Genomic DNA, 16,667 nt, shown 5'->3' with positions numbered 1-16,667 from the left:
GCCGCAAAGCGGCCGGACTCCCCACCCATGCCCCAAGTCCTGGTCATCGAAGACGACGAAGTCACCGCTCGCGAGATCGTGGCGGAGTTGAGCGTGCACGGCATGGTGGCCGACTGGGTGGCCGATGGTCGCCATGGGTTGGATCGAGCGCTGGAAGGCAGCTATGACCTGATCACCCTGGACCGCATGTTGCCGGGGATGGATGGCATCGACGTGGTGGCGGCGCTGCGTCGCGCCCAGGTCGATACGCCGGTGCTGATGATCAGCGCGTTGAGCGACGTGGACGAACGCGTGCGTGGCCTGCGAGCCGGCGGCGACGACTACCTGACCAAGCCGTTCGCGCCCGACGAGATGTCCGCGCGTGCCGAAGTGCTGCTGCGTCGGCGCCAGAGTGCCGAAGGCGGCAACCGCCTGCGCGTGGCCGATCTCGAACTGGATCTGGTGCGGCATGTGGCGCACCGCAACGGCCAGTTGTTGAATCTGCTGCCGACCGAATTTCGACTGCTGGAGTTTCTGATGCGCAACTCCGGTCAGGTGGTCACCCGTACGATGATTTTCGAGGCGGTGTGGGGGTTTCATTTCGATCCCGGCACCAATGTCATCGATGTCCATATCGGCCGGTTGCGGCGCAAGATCGATAGCGCCGGCCAGCCGCACCTGATCCGCACGGTGCGCGGCACCGGCTATATGCTGGCGCCAACGCGGTAGCTGTATGATTTCCTTATATTCCTGAGGGCGCAGCAGCTGCGCCGGGTCGGATCACCATGAACGCTCATCCCAATGCCTGGCGCTCGGCCACCTCGCGCCTGATTCTCGTCTACGGGGCGCTCTTTGCCGCGTGGGGCCTGATCCTGGTGGGTGTGATCCAGTGGGAGACCACGCGTTACCTCAACAACGTGATCGACCAGATCATCGTGCAGCGCATGGGCTACCTGGCGACCACCGATTCGGCGCGCCTGCCGGCAACCGTGGATGCCGCCGGCCTGATCGATCCTCATGGCGTGATGTCGGTCGGGTTGTTCGATGCCTCCGGCCGCGTGCTCGCAGGCAATATCCGCCACTTGCCCGCCGGGATCATTGCCGATGGCCAGCCGCGCCTGCTGGCGGGCGGTGTACCGCGACCGTTTCATGCCGATGGCGAAGTGCGCGCACGCGCTGTTGCGTCGCGCCTGCCGGATGGGCGCGTGCTGGTGATTGCCAAGGACACCAGCACGCTCGACGGGCTGGGTGCGATCGTGTGGCGTGCGCTGTTATGGGGCGTCTCGCTTACGATCATCCCCGGCCTGCTCGGCGGTTTTCTATTGCGGCGTGGCCCGGCCAGGCGCATTCGTGTCTTGCAGCAGGCGACCGACCCTATTCGCGAAGGCGATCTCACCAAGCGTTTGCCGGTGAGCCGGCGCGGCGACGAACTTGATCTGCTGGCGGGCATCGTCAACACCATGCTCGACGAAATCGAGCGTCTGATGAACGAAGTCAAAGGCGTGTGCGACAACATCGCGCATGATCTGCGCACGCCTTTGACGCGCTTGCGCGCACGGCTGTATCGCGCACAGCAGCAGTTGTCCGATCAGCCGCAGGTAACGCTGCTCGATGCATGCGTCACCGATGTCGACGAGTTGCTCGGGCGGTTCCGGGCATTGTTGCGCGTGTCGGAACTGGAAGACCGCAATCGTTGCGCCTGCTTTGCCGAAGTCGATCTTGCCGATGTGCTCAATCAAGTGCACGAGTTCTACGCGCCAGTGGCGGAAGACCGCGGCCAGCCTTTTGTTTTGGACGTCCAGACGCTGACGCCGATCCGTGCCGATGCGCATCTGCTATTTGAAGCGCTGGCGAATCTTGTCGGCAACGCCATCAAGTTCACGCCATCGGGTGGACATATTCGTCTGCGCGCGCAGATGGACAAGCTGGGGCCGCGGATCGATATCCTCGACAGCGGCCCAGGTATTCCCGCCGACGAACGCGATGCCGTAACCCGACGCTTTTATCGCGGCGACAACAGCCGCACCACGCCGGGCTCGGGTCTGGGGTTGAGCATCGTCAGCGCGATCGTGCGGCTGCATGGCTTTGCCCTGGAGATCGGTGACGGCGAAACCGGTGCGCGGATCACGCTGTATTGCTACTCGCCGGAACCGGGGCAACTGGTTCGGCCGAAGGTGGCGACGTCGCCAGCCTTGCCTGCACCGGTTACGGCTTAACGGCTGTTCGCGAATCTCCAGAAACCTTTCCTATCCGTCGCCCCGGCGAAGGCCGGGGTCCAGCGTCTTACACCGAACGTGCGAAAGACGCTGGGCCCCGGCCTTCGCCGGGGCGACGATGAGAACTGAGGTTGTTTAATAAAAGCTGCGCCCTCAAAGCACCCTTGAGTACTTTTCAAAGCAGCCTTTACACCCCCTCAAGGCCCAGTGTTTTCGGGCCTTTTTAATTGCAAGATGAAATAATCTTCATCCGTCAGGCCATGCTGCCGGGCACGCTCCCGTGCGAAAATTTGCGGCGACGCATCATCAGCGCTCGGAATCCCCAGGCATGTTCAGTCTTGTCCGGATCGCTCTAACGCGACCGTATACGTTCGTCGTTCTCGCCCTGTTGATCCTCATCATCGGCCCGTTGTCGGCGTTGAGGACACCCACGGATATCTTCCCGGATATCAAGATCCCCGTGATCAGCGTGGTGTGGCAGTACACCGGCCTTCCGCCCGACCAGATGGCCGGACGTATCACTTCGCCCTTCGAACGCGTGCTCACCACCACGGTGAACGACGTGGAGCATATCGAAGCCCAGTCGATCAACGGCTTCGGCGTAATCAAGATCTTCTTCCAGCCGGCGGTGGATATCCGCACCGCCAACGCGCAGGTGACCGCGGTTGCGCAGACCCTGCTCAAGCAGCTGCCGGCCGGCAGTACGCCGCCGTTGATCCTGAACTACAACGCCTCGACGGTACCGATCATCCAGTTGGCGTTGTCGGGCAAAGGCCTGACCGAGCAGAACCTGGGCGATCTGGGTCTGAACGCGGTACGCCCGGTCCTGACCACGGTGGCCGGTGCATCGGTTCCCTATCCGTTCGGCGGCAAGACGCGCCAGGTGCAGATCGATATCGATTCGGCGGCCTTGCAGGCGCGCGGCCTGACCGCACAGGATGTGGCCAACGCGCTGGCGTCGCAGAACCTGATCGTCCCGGTGGGTACGCAGAAGATCGGCCAGTTCGAATACATTCTGCAGCTCAATAACGCGCCGTCGGATATCAACGACCTGGGCGGCTTGCCGATCAAGACGGTCAACGGCACCACGGTGTATATCCGCGACGTCGCGCATGTCCGCGACGGTGCGCCACCGCAGACCAATATCGTGCACGTCGACGGCAATCGATCGGTGCTGATGACGGTGCTCAAGAACGGCTCGGCATCGACGCTGGCCATCATCGCCGGCGTGAAGCAGAAGATCGCCGATGCGAAGAGCTCGCTGCCCGATACGCTCGAAGTGACGCCGATCGGCGATCAGTCGATCTTTGTGCGTGCGGCCATCAGCGGCGTGGCCAAGGAAGGCATCATCGCGGCCGCGTTGACCAGCTTGATGATTCTGCTGTTCCTGGGTAGCTGGCGCTCGACGGTGATCATCGCCGTCTCGATTCCGCTGGCGATCCTCAGTTCGATCGCGGCCTTGTCGGCGATCGGCGAGACGATGAACATCATGACGCTCGGCGGCTTGTCGCTGGCGGTGGGCATCCTGGTCGACGATGCCACGGTGACGATCGAGAACATCAACTGGCATCTGGAACACGGCAAGGATGTGGAGACCTCCATCCTCGACGGTGCGGAGCAGATCGTGACGCCGGCCTTCGTGTCGCTGCTGTGCATCTGTATCGTGTTCGTGCCGATGTTCTTCCTGGAAGGCGTCGCGCGCTTCCTGTTCGTGCCGATGGCCGAAGCGGTGATGTTCGCGATGATCGCCTCGTTCATCCTGTCGCGCACGCTGGTGCCGACGATGGCCAAGTACCTGCTGCATCCGCATGCGCCGCACGTGGACGAGCATGGCCATCACGTATCGCTGCCGCCGTCGAACAATCCGCTGGTCCGTTTCCAGCGTGGCTTCGAGGCGCGTTTCGACAAGATCCGCGACAGTTACCACAGCCTGCTGGCGATGGCGATGGAGCATCGCAAGGTGTTCGTCGTTGGCTTCCTCGGGTTTATCGTGCTGTCGTTTGGGTTGGTGCCGTTCCTCGGGCGCAACTTCTTCCCCGCGGTGGATGCCGGCCAGATCCTGATGCACGTGCGTGCACCCATCGGTACGCGTGTGGAAGACAGCGCGTCCTTGTTTGCCGATGTGCAGGCGAGCATTCGCCGGATCATTCCGAAGGAAGAGCTCAGTACCGTAGTAGACAACATCGGCCAGCCGGTATCGGGCATCAATACCGCGTACAACAACACCGGTACGATCGGTTCCTGGGACGGCGATATCCAGTTGAGCTTGAACGAAGGCCACCACCCGACGGCCGACTACGTGCAGCGCATGCGCGAACAGCTACCGCGCGAGTTTCCGGGCGTGACGTTCTCGTTCCCGCCCGCGGACATCATCAGTCAGATCCTGAACTTCGGTTCGCCTGCGCCGATCGATCTACAGATTCGCGGTAACAACCTGCCGGCGAACTTCGAATACGCCAACGCCCTGTTGCGTGATATCAAGCGTGTGCCGGGTGTGGCCGATGCGCGCATCCAGCAGTCGCAGGCGAACCAGGGTTTCAATATCAACGTGGACCGCACGCGTGCGCAGCTGGTCGGTGTAACCGAGCGAGACGTCACCAACTCGCTGGTGGTGAACCTGGCCGGCTCCAGCCAGGTGGCGCCCACCTATTGGTTGAATCCGCAGAATCAGATTTCCTATCCGATCGTGATGCAGACGCCGCAGTACAGCCTCAATTCGCTGTCGCAGCTCGAAAATCTGCCGGTCAACAGCACCGGTGGTGCACAGCAGGTGCTCGGCGGCCTGGCCAATTTCCAGCGTTACGCCGGCAATGCGGTGGTGAGCCAGTACAACATCCAGCCGATGGTGGAGATTTTCGCCACCACGCAGGGTCGTGACCTGGGCGCGGTGTCCAGCGATATCCAGAAGGTCGTGGCCGACCATGCCAAGGGCTTGCCGAAGGGTACGTCGATCGCGCTGCTCGGTCAGGTGCAGACGATGAACAGCGCCTTCTCGGGCCTGTTGTTCGGTCTGCTCGGTGCCGCGGTGCTGATCTACCTGCTGATCGTGGTGAACTTCCAGTCGTGGAGCGATCCGTTCGTGATCATCACGGCGCTGCCTGCCGCGTTGGCCGGCATCATCTGGATCCTGTTCGCCACGCATACGACCTTGTCGGTACCTGCATTGACCGGTGCGATCATGTGCATGGGCGTGGCCACGGCGAACTCGATCCTGGTGGTGAGTTTCTGTCGCGAACGCCTGGCCGAGCACGGCAATGCCACACTGGCGGCGCTCGAGGGCGGCTATGTTCGCTTCCGTCCCGTCTTGATGACCGCGTTGGCGATGGTGATCGGCATGGGGCCGATGTCCATGGGCCTGGGCGAGGGTGGCGAGCAGAATGCGCCGCTCGGCCGCGCGGTGATCGGTGGTCTTATTTTCGCAACGACGGCGACGCTGCTTTTCGTCCCCGTGGTGTTCAGCATCATCCACGCGCGGCACGGCCGCGCCCCGTCCCCGGCGCCTGCTTCCGGAGAGCCCGCACATGTCGTCTGAATTCAAAACTCCTACGCCGACCCATCCGCGCAAGCTGCGCCTGGCCGGACTGATCGCCGCGATCCTGGCGGTCGGCATCGTGGTCCTTGGTGTCACCTCGCGCGCCACCGATGCGCACAAGCTCAAGACCTGGACCGACGAGCAGGCCATTCCATCGGTCGCCGTCGTCGATCCGGAGCCGGGCAAGGCCGGTAACGGCCTGGAACTGCCTGGCCGTCTGGAAGCCTATTCGCGCGCGCCTATCTTCGCCCGCATCAACGGCTACCTGAAGAACTGGAAGGTCGATATCGGCACGCCGGTGAAGTCCGGTCAGTTGCTGGCCGAGATCGACACGCCCGATCTCGATCAACAGCTGCTGCAGGCCAAGGCGGATTACGCCAGTGCGCAGGCCAATCAGGCGCTGGCGGCGATCACGGCCAAGCGTTGGCAGGCCATGCTCGGCTCCGATTCGGTATCCAAGCAGGAAGTCGACGAGAAAACCGGCGACCTGACGGCCAAGAGCGCGCTCGCCAATGCCGCCAAGGCCAACCTCGATCGGCTGCAGGCAACCAAGGCATTTGCGCGCATCATCGCGCCGTTCGACGGCATCGTTACCGCACGCAATACCGACGTCGGCCAGTTGATCAATATCGGCGGTGCGACCGGGCAGGAGCTGTTTACCGTTTCGGACGTGCGCAAGCTGCGCGTGTACGTACAGGTACCGCAGAACTACGTGCCCTCGATCAAGCAGGGAGCGGTCGCGACGCTCACGGTGCCGGAGCATCCCGGTCAGGTATTCAAGGCCACCGTGGAATCGTCTGCGCAGGCGGTCAACGCCACTTCCGGTTCGACCCTGGTGCAGTTGTCTGTCGACAACGCGGACAGCCAGTTGATGCCGGGTGCATTCGCCAACGTCAAGTTCGACCTGCCGATCAGCACCACGGCGCTGCGCGTGCCGGCCAGTGCGCTGATCTTCGACAACCAGGGGCTGCGCGTGGCCACGGTGAGCGCCGACAACAAGGTGGCATTCAAGACGGTCACCATCGCACGCGACTACGGCAAGAGCGTGGAAATTGGTGCCGGCCTGGACAAGGGCGATCGCGTGATCGAAAGCCCGCCCGATGGCCTGGCCAATGGCGACCCGGTGAAGATTGCAGACAAGACGGCGGACAAGCCCAATGAAAAGAAGGCTTAATTTCGCATTGACGCTGGCGGTATCGGCGGCGCTTGCGGGCTGCTCGCTGGCGCCGACCTACAAGGTGCCCGAAACGCCGGTGGCCGATCACTACAAGGAACCTGCGCAGCAGCAAGGCCCGTGGGTGCCCGCGCAGCCGTCCGATCAGTTGCCGCGTGATGGCTGGTGGAAGGTCTATACCGATCCGCAGCTCAACGACCTGCAGCAGCGTCTGCTGGCGCATAACGCCGACCTCGAAGCGGCGTTGGCGCATTTCGAGCAGTCGCAGGCGTTCTATCGCCAGGCGCGTGCCGATCTGTTCCCCCAGGTGGGCCTGAATGGCAATGCGCAGCGCGATCGCGAATCGGATACCAAGCCGTTGCGTGGTGCCACGTCGCCGGCCTGGTACAACACGTTCACGGCCACCGGCGGGATCGACTACGAGGTCGACCTGTGGGGTCGTGTGCGCAATGAGGTGACGTCGAGCAAGGATCAGGCGATCGCTGCCGCCGCCGACCTCGCGTCGGTGCAGCTGAGCCTGCAGGCGCAGTTGACCGATAGCTATGTGGTCTTGCGCGGCCTGGATCAGCAGGTCGACTTGCTCAAGCAGAGCACCGATGCATTCGCCAAGGCCTTGCAGCTCACGCAGACCTTGCATCAAGGCGGCATCGTGTCGGGCTTGGACGTCGCGCGCGCGCAGACACAGTTGTCGACGGTGAAGTCGCAATGGTCGCAGACGCTGGCGCAGCGTGCGCTGGTGGAGCATTCGATCGCGGTGCTGGTCGGTGAGACGCCGTCGAAGTTCAGCATTGCGCCGGAGACCGCTGCGATCCCGCTGCCGACGATTCCGACCGATGTGCCGTCGACGCTATTGCAGCGCCGCCCGGATATTGCGGCTGCCGAGCGTCGTACCGCGGCATCCAATGCGGAAATCGGCGTGGCACGTGCCGCGTATTTCCCGTCATTGGGCTTGAGTGCGCAAGGTGGCTATCAGAGCGACGTGTACGGTGGCTTGCTGTCGACACCGAACCGCATCTGGGCGTTTGGTCCGAATATCCTGGAAACCATCTTCGATGGCGGCCGCCGCAAGGCGCAGGTGGCTGCGGCCAAGGCAGCTACCGAGGAATCCGGTGCCAAGTACCGCAGCGTGGTCCTGAATGCGTTCGAGCAGGTCGAAGACAACCTCGCCCAGCTCGATCATCTGGGTACGGCGCGCGTTGACCAGAAAGATGCCGCCGATGCCGCGAAGCATTCGCTCGATCTGGCGATGGACCGTTACAAGCAGGGTGCGGTCGGCTATCTGGACGTGGTGCAGGCGCAGACCGCATGGCTCGATGCACAGCGCAGTCTGCTCGATATCGATACGCGCCAGTTGCGTTCGAGCGTGCAGTTGATTCGCGCGCTGGGTGGCGGTTGGTCGACGGATGCGTTGGCTGATGCCTGGAAGAAGAAGCCGCAGGCGAATTGAAAAAAAGCCGGCCAAGGGCCGGCTTTTTTCGGTTTGTAGGAGCGGCCTCAGGGAATCTTTAAAAACCTCTCCTATCCGTCATCCCGGCGAAGGCCGGGATCCAGTGCCTCACGCTTCATCGTGCTGAAGACGCTGGGCCCCGGCCTTCGCCGGGGCGACGATGAAAACGGGGGTTATTCGAAGTTCACAACTTCGCAGCCAACAACTTCTCCAGCTTGCGCTGATCGACCGCAAACTTGCGAATACCCTCGGCCAGCTTGTCGGTGGCCATCGGGTCTTCGTTGTGACCCCAGCGGAAATCGTTCTCGCTGAGCTTGGCCGGGCGTGCTTCGCGCTTGCCGTCGTCATTGAGCTTGCGCGGCAGATCGCTCTGGTCGGCTTCGAGCTTTTCGAGAAGGTCCGGGCTGATGGTCAGGCGGTCGCAGCCGGCCAGCGCCTGGATCTGGCCGATATTGCGGAAGCTGGCGCCCATCACCACAGTCTCGTAGCCGTGCAGCTTGTACCAGCTGTAAATCTTGCGCACCGACTTCACGCCCGGATCCTCGTCCGGCGCGTACGACTTGGTGTCGGTGTTGGCGACGTACCAGTCCATGATACGGCCGACGAACGGCGAGATCAGGAACACACCGGCTTCGGCGCAGGCGACGGCCTGTTCGAACGAGAACAGCAAGGTGAGGTTGCAGTTGATCCCGCGCTTCTGCAGTTGCTCGGCGGCGCGGATGCCTTCCCAGGTCGACGCCAGCTTAATCAGCACGCGTTCGCGCTTCACGCCGGCGTCTTCATACATGCCGATCAGGCGTTCGGCCTTGGCGATGGACGCGTCGGTATTGAACGAAAGACGCGCATCGACTTCGGTCGACACTCGGCCTGGCACGATGTCTAGAATCTTGCGGCCTACCGACACGGCCAGATGATCGCTGGCATCGATGATCTGTTGTTCGCGGTTGTTGCTCTTGGACTTGGCCCATTGCACGGCCTCGTCCTGCAGCGGCGCATAGCTCGGAATTTCCGACGCCTTGAGCAGCAAGGAAGGATTGGTGGTGGCGTCGACCGGCTTGTAACGGGCGATCGCTTCAATATCGCCCGTGTCGGCGACGACGGTGGTGTATTGACGTAGCTGTTCGAGTTGGGAAGACACGGTCAGTTATCCAGTTCGCGTGGAAGGAGACAGCGCATTTTGGCATCTCCGTGGGAAGGAATCAGTGAAGATAAGGTCAGTCGCCGGGCGGGGTGCGCGCCTGGGCGGTCTCGTCCTTGCCGACCACGATGCGCGCGGAGCGCTCGTAGGTCCAGTACGCCATGGCCCAATCCATCAAGACGACCAGCCGGTTACGGAAGCCGATCAGGAAGTAGACGTGGGCCACCAGCCAGATCCACCACGCCAGAATGCCGGAGATCTTGATACGGCCGAACTGGGCCACCCCGGCCATGCGGCCGATGGTCGCCAGCGAGCCATCGTCGCGATAGCGGAAGGGCGTGGCCGAGGCCTGGCCTTCGACGCGTGCCCGCACGCTTCGAGCGACATGGTTTCCCATCTGCTTGGCCGCGGGCGCCACGCCGGGGACCGGCTTGCCGTTGGCCTGGGTGGCGGCGGCGAGATCGCCGATGACAAAGACGTTGGGGTGGCCCGGCAGGCTGAGATCCGCCTCGACCTGCACGCGTCCGGCGCGATCGGTAGGTGCGCCCAGCATGGCCCCGACCGGTGAGGCCGAGACGCCGGCGGCCCACAACACGGTGTGCGACGCGATGTGTTGATCGCCGAGCTTTACGCCGTGTTCGTCGATGGCGCTGACCGCTTCGCCGGTTCGCACTTGCACGCCCAGGCGTTCCAGCTGTTTTTTTGCTTTGGCGGAAAGGTCGTCATCGAAGGCCGGCAGCACGCGCGGGCCGGCTTCGACCAACAGGATATTAGCCTTGCGCGGATCGCTGCGACGAAATTCGCGCGGCAGGGTATGACGAGCGATTTCCGCCAGCGCGCCGGCGAGTTCCACGCCAGTGGCACCCGCACCGACAATGACGAAGTTGAGCCATGCCTGGCGTTTTACCGGATCGTCTTCGCGCTCGGCGTGTTCGAAAGCGAGCAGTACGCGGCGGCGGATGGTAAAGGCGTCGTCCAGGGTTTTCAGGCCGGGCGCGTAGGGCGCCCAATCGTCGTGGCCGAAATAGGCGTGTGTCGCGCCGGTGGCGACGATCAGATAGTCGTAGCCGATCTCGCCTTGAGTCAGGTGAACATGTTGTGCGGCGGTGTCGACGCCGACGACTTCATCCATCAACGTGGTGACGTTCGCCTGCTTGCGCAAAATCCGCCGCAAGGGTGCAGCGATCGACGGCGCGGACAGACCCGCCGTGCCCACCTGATAAAGCAACGGCTGAAACAGATGGTGGTTGCGGCGATCGATCAGGGTGATGCGCACCGGCGCATTGGCAAGCGTGCGGGCAGCGGCAAGTCCACCAAAGCCGCCACCGAGTATCACCACGTGCGGACGTGAATCGACGGGTCGTGAATCGCTCATGTTTCCTCTCGCTGCAAACGTGTGGTCGCGCACTTTTCATATGGGGGCGCGACGTCTCATTATCATCTTCACAGCGCGCTAAGGCCTTCCAGGGAAGGCGCCAGCAGCGCGGCGAGCCACGCCATGAAGACCTGTGTACGCCGCGGCAGGTTGTGCCGTCGTGCATAGAGAAACGACATCGGCATCGCTTCGGCCCGGTACTCGGGCATGACTTCGACCATCGCGCCGCTCTCCAACAAAGGGCGCACGCCGGCCTCCGGCGCCTGGATGATGCCCAGTCCCGCCAGGCAGGCCGCTTCATAGGCTTCGGTGTTATTTACGGTGATCACGCCGCGCATGGCGATGTGGCGATACGTCACGCCATCGCGATACTCGAAGCCCAACGGCCGGCTGCCGAGCGTGTTGGCGTAATGAACCAGCCAGTGCCGCGGCAAATCGTCCAGCGTGCGCGGTATGCCATGTTCGCGCAGATAAGCCGGGCTGACGCAGTTGACGATGCGTAAGCTGCCGAGCGTCCTTGCGACCAGACTGGAATCGTCGAGGACGCCCACGCGCAGGACACAGTCGAAACCTTCGGCGATCAGATCGACCTTGCGGTCGGTGCTGCTCAGTTCGATTTCCAGTTGCGGATGGTCGTGCAGGAAATCCGCTAGCCGTGGAATGACCGTGCGATTGGCGATGCTGATCGGCATGTCCACGCGCAAGCGTCCGCGCAGACTTTGCTTGTCGTGCTGAAACATCGATTGCAGTTCGTCCAGGTCGCCAAGCAGTTCCTTGCAGCGCGCGTAGAAGGCCTGGCCGTCCTGGGTGGGCTGCACGCGTCGCGTCGTGCGGTGCAAGAGTTGCGCCCCAAGCTGGTTTTCCAGTTGGCGAATGGCGATCGAGACACTGGCCTTGGGCAGCCCCAGGCTATCGGCCGCCCTGGTGAAGCTCGCCAGCTCGGTGACGCGGACGAAAGCCTGCATGGCGTCGATCGGGTTCATGGCGGGCCATTGTTATTGGAAAATGAACACTCAAATCATATTCCCCTGATTTATGCGTGCCTAGCCGATCAATACATTGTCGTCTGTCCAGGGCCATTCCGGCCCGAGGGAGCTCCCCATGAACACAGCAAATGCCCGTATCGCCCTGATCACCGGCGGCAACCGCGGCCTGGGCAAGAACGCCGCCCTGGCTTTGGCCGCCGAGGGCGTGGATGTCGTGATCACCTACCGTGGCAACCGTGCCGAGGCCGAGGCGGTCGTTGCCGATATCACCAAGCTGGGGCGTCGTGCGCACGCCTTGCAGCTGGATGTCGGCGTGGTCGGCAGCTTCGAGGCCTTCGCGCAACAATTGCGCGGCGTCTTGCGCCAGCAGTGGCAGCGCGAACAGTTCGATTACCTGGTCAATAACGCTGGCGTGGGTATTCACGCGAGTTTTGCCGAGACCACCGAGGCGCAGTTCGACGAGCTGGCGAATGTGCATTTCAAGGGCGTGTTTTTCCTCACCCAGACCCTGCTGCCGCTGATCGCCGATGGTGGTCGCATTCTCAATGTGTCCTCGGGCCTGGCGCGTTTCAGCTTCCCGGGATATTCCGCTTATGGTGCGATGAAGGGCGCTATCGAGGTACTGACGCGTTATCTCGCCAAGGAGCTGGGTGCGCGCGGCATCGCGGTCAATGTTCTCGCCCCTGGCGCGATCGAAACCGACTTCGGCGGTGCGGCCGTGCGCAACAGCGCGGAGCTCAAGCAGCAGATCGGTGCGCTGACGGCACTGGGTCGCGTGGGACAGGCGGACGATATCGGCGGTGTGGTGGCGGCGCTGCTGTCGCCGGCGATGGGGTGGGTGAATGGGCAGCGGGTGGAAGCATCGGGTGGGATGTTGCTCTGATTGACGTATTGCGCGAGCACCCGGCCCCCTCACCCCCGGACTTGATCCGGGGGTGAGGGGGCTCTAGTACAGATCCACCGGATCCACATCCAACGACCACCGAGTCCGCCTTCCGGATGCCATCCCGCCAAGCAACCGTTGCCAAGGCCGCAATGCCGCATGCAACACCGCGCGACTGTCCGCCTCGATCAACAACTGCCCGCGATGCCTGCCCGCTCGCAACGGCATTGGCGCCGGCATCGGCCCGGCAATCTGCAGACCTTCGCCCGGCAGCGCATCACGTGCCTCGGCAAGAAACGCATCGACATGCATGCGCTGATGCGCTTCGGCGCGCAGCAGCACCTGATGGCTGTACGGCGGCAGCATCGAAAGCTTTCGTTCGGTAAGTAATTCCCTGGCTGCAGCGGCATAACCTTGCGCAAGCAGTCCACGCAGCAGCGGATGATCCGGATGATGCGTCTGCAACAGCACACGCCCGGGCTTGCGTGCCCGGCCGGCACGGCCGGCAACTTGCACCACCAACTGCGCAAGACGCTCGTTCGCGCGAAAGTCGACGCTATGCAAACCCTCATCGACGCCAACGATCGCCACCAGCGTGAGGTTCGGTAGATCGTGGCCCTTGGCGAGCATCTGCGTGCCGACCAGGATCGCCGGTGCGTCCTCGCGCAAGCCGTCGAGAATCTGTTCGAACGCATCGCGACGACGCGTGGTCTCCCGATCGATACGCAGTACGGGAACGTTCGGAAACTGCGCGGCCAGCGCCTCTTCGAGGCGCTCGGTGCCCTGGCCTTGCGGCTTCAGGTCCTGCACGCCGCACGCCGGACATTCGCTGGGAACGCGCGCCTGGTAGTCGCAGTGATGGCAGATCAGCTGCTGTCGTGCGAAGTGCAGCGTGAGCGGGTGCTCGCAGCGCGGGCACTGCGCGTACCAGCCGCAATGATGGCAGAGCAGCACCGGGGCGTAGCCACGGCGGTTGCGAAACACCAGCGCCTGCTCGCCGCGCGCCACGGTCTCGCTGACCGCGGCAAGCAGGGTCGGCGACAGGCCATGCTCCAGCCGCTGCGTGCGCATGTCGACGATCTGTACCTGCGGCGGGCGAGATGCACCGGGACGGGCGCGCAGATGCAGCGCGCGATAACGGCCGGCTTGCACATTGGCCAGGGATTCCAGCGACGGCGTGGCCGAGCCGAGCACGATCGGCACCTTCAGTTCGCGTGCGCGCAGCAGCGCCAGATCGCGTGCGTGATAGCGAAAGCCGTCCTGTTGCTTATAGGCCCCATCGTGTTCTTCGTCGACGATGATCAGGCCCACGTTCGGCAAGGGAGTGAATACCGCTGAGCGCGTGCCGAGCATCAGTTTGGCGTCGCCCGAACGCATACGTAGCCAGGCGCGTGCGCGCTCGCCCTCGGCGAGATTGGAATGCATGACTTCGGCGGTTACGCCCAGTCGGTCACGCAGCCGGCGCACGGTTTGCGGCGCCAGGCCGATTTCGGGAATCAACAACAAGGTCTGCTGGCCGCGCGCGAGAACCTGTTCGATCAGCGCGAGATACACCTCCGTCTTGCCGCTGCCGGTCACGCCGTCGAGCAGATAGGGCTGGAAGCTGCCGAAACTGGTGCCGATGGCGGCGATGGCTTGCTGCTGTTCGTCGGTCAGGGGCAACGCCGGTGCCGTCACGGCGATGGCGTGGGAGAAGGCGCGTTCGCTGCGCGTGATCAGGCCTGCACTATCGAGGCGTCGCGCGGCATCGCGCCAGCCAGGCAGTGCCAGCTCCAGTTCGGTGGTAGTGAGCGGCCCCTCGGCCAGCGCATCGAGCAGCCGGCGACTGCCGCCGCGCCGGCTGCCGGCATCGCGCGCGCTCTGCCCGGCGGCATTCAGGCTCCAGACTTCCTCGCCGGTCGCCGGTAGTGGTTTGTCTTCGCGCAAGGCCAGCGGCAAGGCGTTGGCATAGGCCTCGCCGGGCGCACCCAGCCAGTAGTCGGCCGACCACGCCAGAGTTTTCATCAGCTCGGCATCGAGCAGCGGAGCGTCGTCCAATACGCGCAGAACGCGCTTGAGGCGATGGCCGCTGAGACTGGACTCCACCTCCGTGGCAGTGACCACACCGACAGCCTTGCCCCGACCGAACGGCACCAGCACCCGGCTGCCGGCTTCCGCCCGGCCATGCTCGGCGGGCAGGTAGTCGAACAGGGTTGGCAGCGGAACGGGTAGGGCGACGCGAAGTACGGCGGGCATGGAGACCTCGTGGCGGGCTAGTGTAACCCGGAGCCTCTACCGGCCCTCGACGTCGTTGACCGAGAAACGGCTTGATAGGGAGTTAGGCCGACCGTGGCGGCTGTTGCGCACGCTTGCTGCTCCGTCATCTAGGAATGGAGGGTAAGTGGCTAACCCGTCGTATGTTTTTCCTTTATCCACAAGACCTGTGGATAAGTCTGTGGATGGACCGGGGAAGGAGCCCCGAAAAACGCGCAGTGACGGTATTCATGACGCGCTGTTCAAGTTTTGACCACGTCAAAAAATCTTTGTAAATCAATGTGGTGAATAAGGCGCTTGGCCGGCGTTCATGCAGTTGCCACACCCGAAGTCAATAGCTTGACAGAGCTGTGACGCTGTGCAAAACCCGGCCGCGACAGGTGCTTTTCGGGACCGGGCACCCTTCCGGATGAGGCTGCTATGTGAACTGGGTCTCAATGCGCCATGCCCAGAATCACGGCGAAAAGCAGCGCAAAAAAGAGCATCCACAGGTAGCACCAGCCGACCACGAAGTACTTCACGCTGGTCAGGAACCAGCCCTGCCGGTAAACCCGTTTCTGCATCAGCAACAGGTAGACCAGTGCCCAGATCGCCAGTGCCCATTCGAGCAGGCGAAAGACTGAGCCCAGCCAGTTGCCGGCATGGGGTACCAGCCAGGCCGCCAGCATGCTGAGCACGATGCCGACGATCAGGTTCAGAAACAGGAAGGCGTGGCTGTGAAGGGCCACGATCAGGTGTTCCATGTAGAGCCGGCGGCGGAAGATGTACATGATCTTCAGCAGCAGGGCGAAGATCGGCATCAGCACGAACATGGTCTGGGGCAGCACGGCGAACGTGCCCGCCTTGAGGCGCTCCATGGCGTCGTCGCGGGCCTCGCCCTTGGCTTTCATGGCCAGCAGGTTGAGCTTCATGTGTTGCAGGCCCTTTTCCAGCCGCGCGTTCATGAAGCCCGGCAGCCAGGCGATGTCGACATGTGTCGGCTTGAACAGCCAGCCTTTTTTGTCGCCTTCGTCCAGTTGTACGAGGCCGTCGTCGTCCGCGCTGGAACTGGCCTTGGCCGGCGCGCTCCCATCGAGCTCGGCGGTGCGTAGCGCCGCTTGCTTGCGCAGTGCCGCTTCGGCCAGATCCAGGCCGGCCGATGAGCCAACCGCTTCGCGCGTCAGGCGCAGCTGGGCGACCTGCTGATCGAGCTTTTTCTTCACTTCCAGTGTGGTGCCGGCATCGGCGAACGCGTTGATCGGCGCCGACGGTCCATGCGTCGCCTCGACGTGACTGATTTTGTTGGTGGCCTGATCGAGCGCGATATGCCCCAGGAAGAACGCCAGCAGGCACAACACGAACATCAGGCGAAAGGGCGCCACATAGCGCACTCGGCGGCCGGAGAAATACTCCAGCGTCAAGAACCCAGGTTTGGTCAGCAACGGCGGTATCGTGTGCATCGCACGGCCGTCGACGTGCAGCACGATGTCGAGCGTGTCCTCGAGCATGCCGTGGACCGGCTTGAGCACGCTGTGGATCGATTGTCCGCATTCGTGGCAAAACTCGCCGTGCATCGGCGTGGCGCAATTGGCGCACAGAAGCCCGCCGGACTCGGTGATTTCTTTCATGCTTGGCCCCAACCCCTCAGGAGCACGCGATGTTCGCATAGGCAGCGCCAATGCACACGTGCGCATCGCGGCCTTTT

11 protein-coding genes are annotated in these 16,667 nt (G+C 63.2%); 6 read left to right on the top strand and 5 right to left on the bottom strand.

From position 1 onward, the window contains the following. Positions 1–27: 27 nt before the first annotated feature. The 5 genes from ACZ6WW_RS09130 to ACZ6WW_RS09110 all read left to right on the top strand — a co-directional run bounded on the left by ACZ6WW_RS09130 (position 28) and on the right by ACZ6WW_RS09110 (position 8,348). Positions 28–708 (top strand): response regulator transcription factor, encoded by a 681-nt coding sequence (locus ACZ6WW_RS09130; RefSeq protein WP_465273917.1) that lies wholly within the window; start codon positions 28–30, stop codon positions 706–708. Between the two features lie 56 nt (positions 709–764). Next, the gene (locus tag ACZ6WW_RS09125) at positions 765–2,195 is read left to right on the top strand and encodes a sensor histidine kinase (protein WP_465273916.1); all 1,431 of its coding nucleotides are present in this window, start codon (positions 765–767) and stop codon (positions 2,193–2,195) included. 328 nt (positions 2,196–2,523) lie between these two features. Further along, positions 2,524–5,727 carry an efflux RND transporter permease subunit gene (locus ACZ6WW_RS09120; protein WP_465273915.1) on the top strand — a complete coding sequence of 1,068 codons (3,204 nt, stop codon included), beginning with the start codon at positions 2,524–2,526 and terminating at the stop codon, positions 5,725–5,727. Further along, on the top strand, positions 5,717–6,901 hold the full coding sequence (locus tag ACZ6WW_RS09115; protein ID WP_465273914.1) for an efflux RND transporter periplasmic adaptor subunit: 1,185 nt from the start codon (positions 5,717–5,719) through the stop codon (positions 6,899–6,901). The genes ACZ6WW_RS09120 and ACZ6WW_RS09115 overlap by 11 nt, the downstream gene beginning before the upstream one ends. Further along, complete coding sequence (locus ACZ6WW_RS09110; RefSeq protein ID WP_465273913.1) at positions 6,885–8,348, top strand: efflux transporter outer membrane subunit; 1,464 nt, start codon at positions 6,885–6,887, stop codon at positions 8,346–8,348. Before ACZ6WW_RS09115 ends, ACZ6WW_RS09110 begins: the two co-directional genes overlap by 17 nt. 184 nt (positions 8,349–8,532) lie before the next feature. On the opposite strand, the gene tal is transcribed toward ACZ6WW_RS09110, so the two are convergent. The 3 genes from tal to ACZ6WW_RS09095 all read right to left on the bottom strand — a co-directional run bounded on the left by tal (position 8,533) and on the right by ACZ6WW_RS09095 (position 11,844). Then, positions 8,533–9,492 carry a transaldolase gene (gene tal / locus ACZ6WW_RS09105; RefSeq protein ID WP_465274050.1) on the bottom strand — a complete coding sequence of 320 codons (960 nt, stop codon included), beginning with the start codon at positions 9,490–9,492 and terminating at the stop codon, positions 8,533–8,535. A gap of 70 nt (positions 9,493–9,562) precedes the next feature. Further along, the gene (locus ACZ6WW_RS09100) at positions 9,563–10,861 is read right to left on the bottom strand and encodes an NAD(P)/FAD-dependent oxidoreductase (protein ID WP_465273912.1); all 1,299 of its coding nucleotides are present in this window, start codon (positions 10,859–10,861) and stop codon (positions 9,563–9,565) included. Between the two features lie 68 nt (positions 10,862–10,929). Next, positions 10,930–11,844: a LysR family transcriptional regulator gene (locus ACZ6WW_RS09095; protein ID WP_465273911.1), complete on the bottom strand. Its 915-nt coding sequence runs from the start codon at positions 11,842–11,844 to the stop codon at positions 10,930–10,932. 118 nt (positions 11,845–11,962) lie between these two features. On the opposite strand from ACZ6WW_RS09095, the gene ACZ6WW_RS09090 reads away from it, so the two are divergent. Next, positions 11,963–12,730: an SDR family NAD(P)-dependent oxidoreductase gene (locus ACZ6WW_RS09090; protein ID WP_465273910.1), complete on the top strand. Its 768-nt coding sequence runs from the start codon at positions 11,963–11,965 to the stop codon at positions 12,728–12,730. A gap of 63 nt (positions 12,731–12,793) precedes the next feature. Here the strand turns inward: ACZ6WW_RS09090 and ACZ6WW_RS09085 are convergent, their stop codons facing one another. Together ACZ6WW_RS09085 and ACZ6WW_RS09080 are read right to left on the bottom strand one after the other, a co-directional pair. Next, the gene (locus tag ACZ6WW_RS09085; RefSeq protein ID WP_465273909.1) at positions 12,794–14,965 is read right to left on the bottom strand and encodes a primosomal protein N'; all 2,172 of its coding nucleotides are present in this window, start codon (positions 14,963–14,965) and stop codon (positions 12,794–12,796) included. A gap of 452 nt (positions 14,966–15,417) precedes the next feature. Next, positions 15,418–16,590 (bottom strand): DUF3667 domain-containing protein, encoded by a 1,173-nt coding sequence (locus ACZ6WW_RS09080; protein WP_465273908.1) that lies wholly within the window; start codon positions 16,588–16,590, stop codon positions 15,418–15,420. Between the last annotated feature and the right edge of the window lie 77 nt (positions 16,591–16,667).

It is taken from the genome of Dyella sp. NPDC103356 (genome assembly GCF_055584465.1).
Note: the sequence above shows the minus strand (reverse complement) of the source record. Positions and strands in the feature narration are given on the sequence as shown.

What these genes read in the sequence shown, in the direction of transcription:
- ACZ6WW_RS09115 (WP_465273914.1), top strand. Translation starts at nt 5,717, where the DNA reads ATGTCGTCTGAATTCAAAACTCCTACGCCGACCCATCCGCGCAAGCTG.
- ACZ6WW_RS09110 (WP_465273913.1), top strand. Translation starts at nt 6,885, where the DNA reads ATGAAAAGAAGGCTTAATTTCGCATTGACGCTGGCGGTATCGGCGGCG.
- ACZ6WW_RS09125 (WP_465273916.1), top strand. Translation starts at nt 765, where the DNA reads ATGAACGCTCATCCCAATGCCTGGCGCTCGGCCACCTCGCGCCTGATT.
- ACZ6WW_RS09090 (WP_465273910.1), top strand. Translation starts at nt 11,963, where the DNA reads ATGAACACAGCAAATGCCCGTATCGCCCTGATCACCGGCGGCAACCGC.
- ACZ6WW_RS09080 (WP_465273908.1), bottom strand. Translation starts at nt 16,590, where the DNA reads ATGAAAGAAATCACCGAGTCCGGCGGGCTTCTGTGCGCCAATTGCGCC.
- ACZ6WW_RS09130 (WP_465273917.1), top strand. Translation starts at nt 28, where the DNA reads ATGCCCCAAGTCCTGGTCATCGAAGACGACGAAGTCACCGCTCGCGAG.
- ACZ6WW_RS09120 (WP_465273915.1), top strand. Translation starts at nt 2,524, where the DNA reads ATGTTCAGTCTTGTCCGGATCGCTCTAACGCGACCGTATACGTTCGTC.
- ACZ6WW_RS09085 (WP_465273909.1), bottom strand. Translation starts at nt 14,965, where the DNA reads ATGCCCGCCGTACTTCGCGTCGCCCTACCCGTTCCGCTGCCAACCCTG.
- ACZ6WW_RS09100 (WP_465273912.1), bottom strand. Translation starts at nt 10,861, where the DNA reads ATGAGCGATTCACGACCCGTCGATTCACGTCCGCACGTGGTGATACTC.
- ACZ6WW_RS09095 (WP_465273911.1), bottom strand. Translation starts at nt 11,844, where the DNA reads ATGAACCCGATCGACGCCATGCAGGCTTTCGTCCGCGTCACCGAGCTG.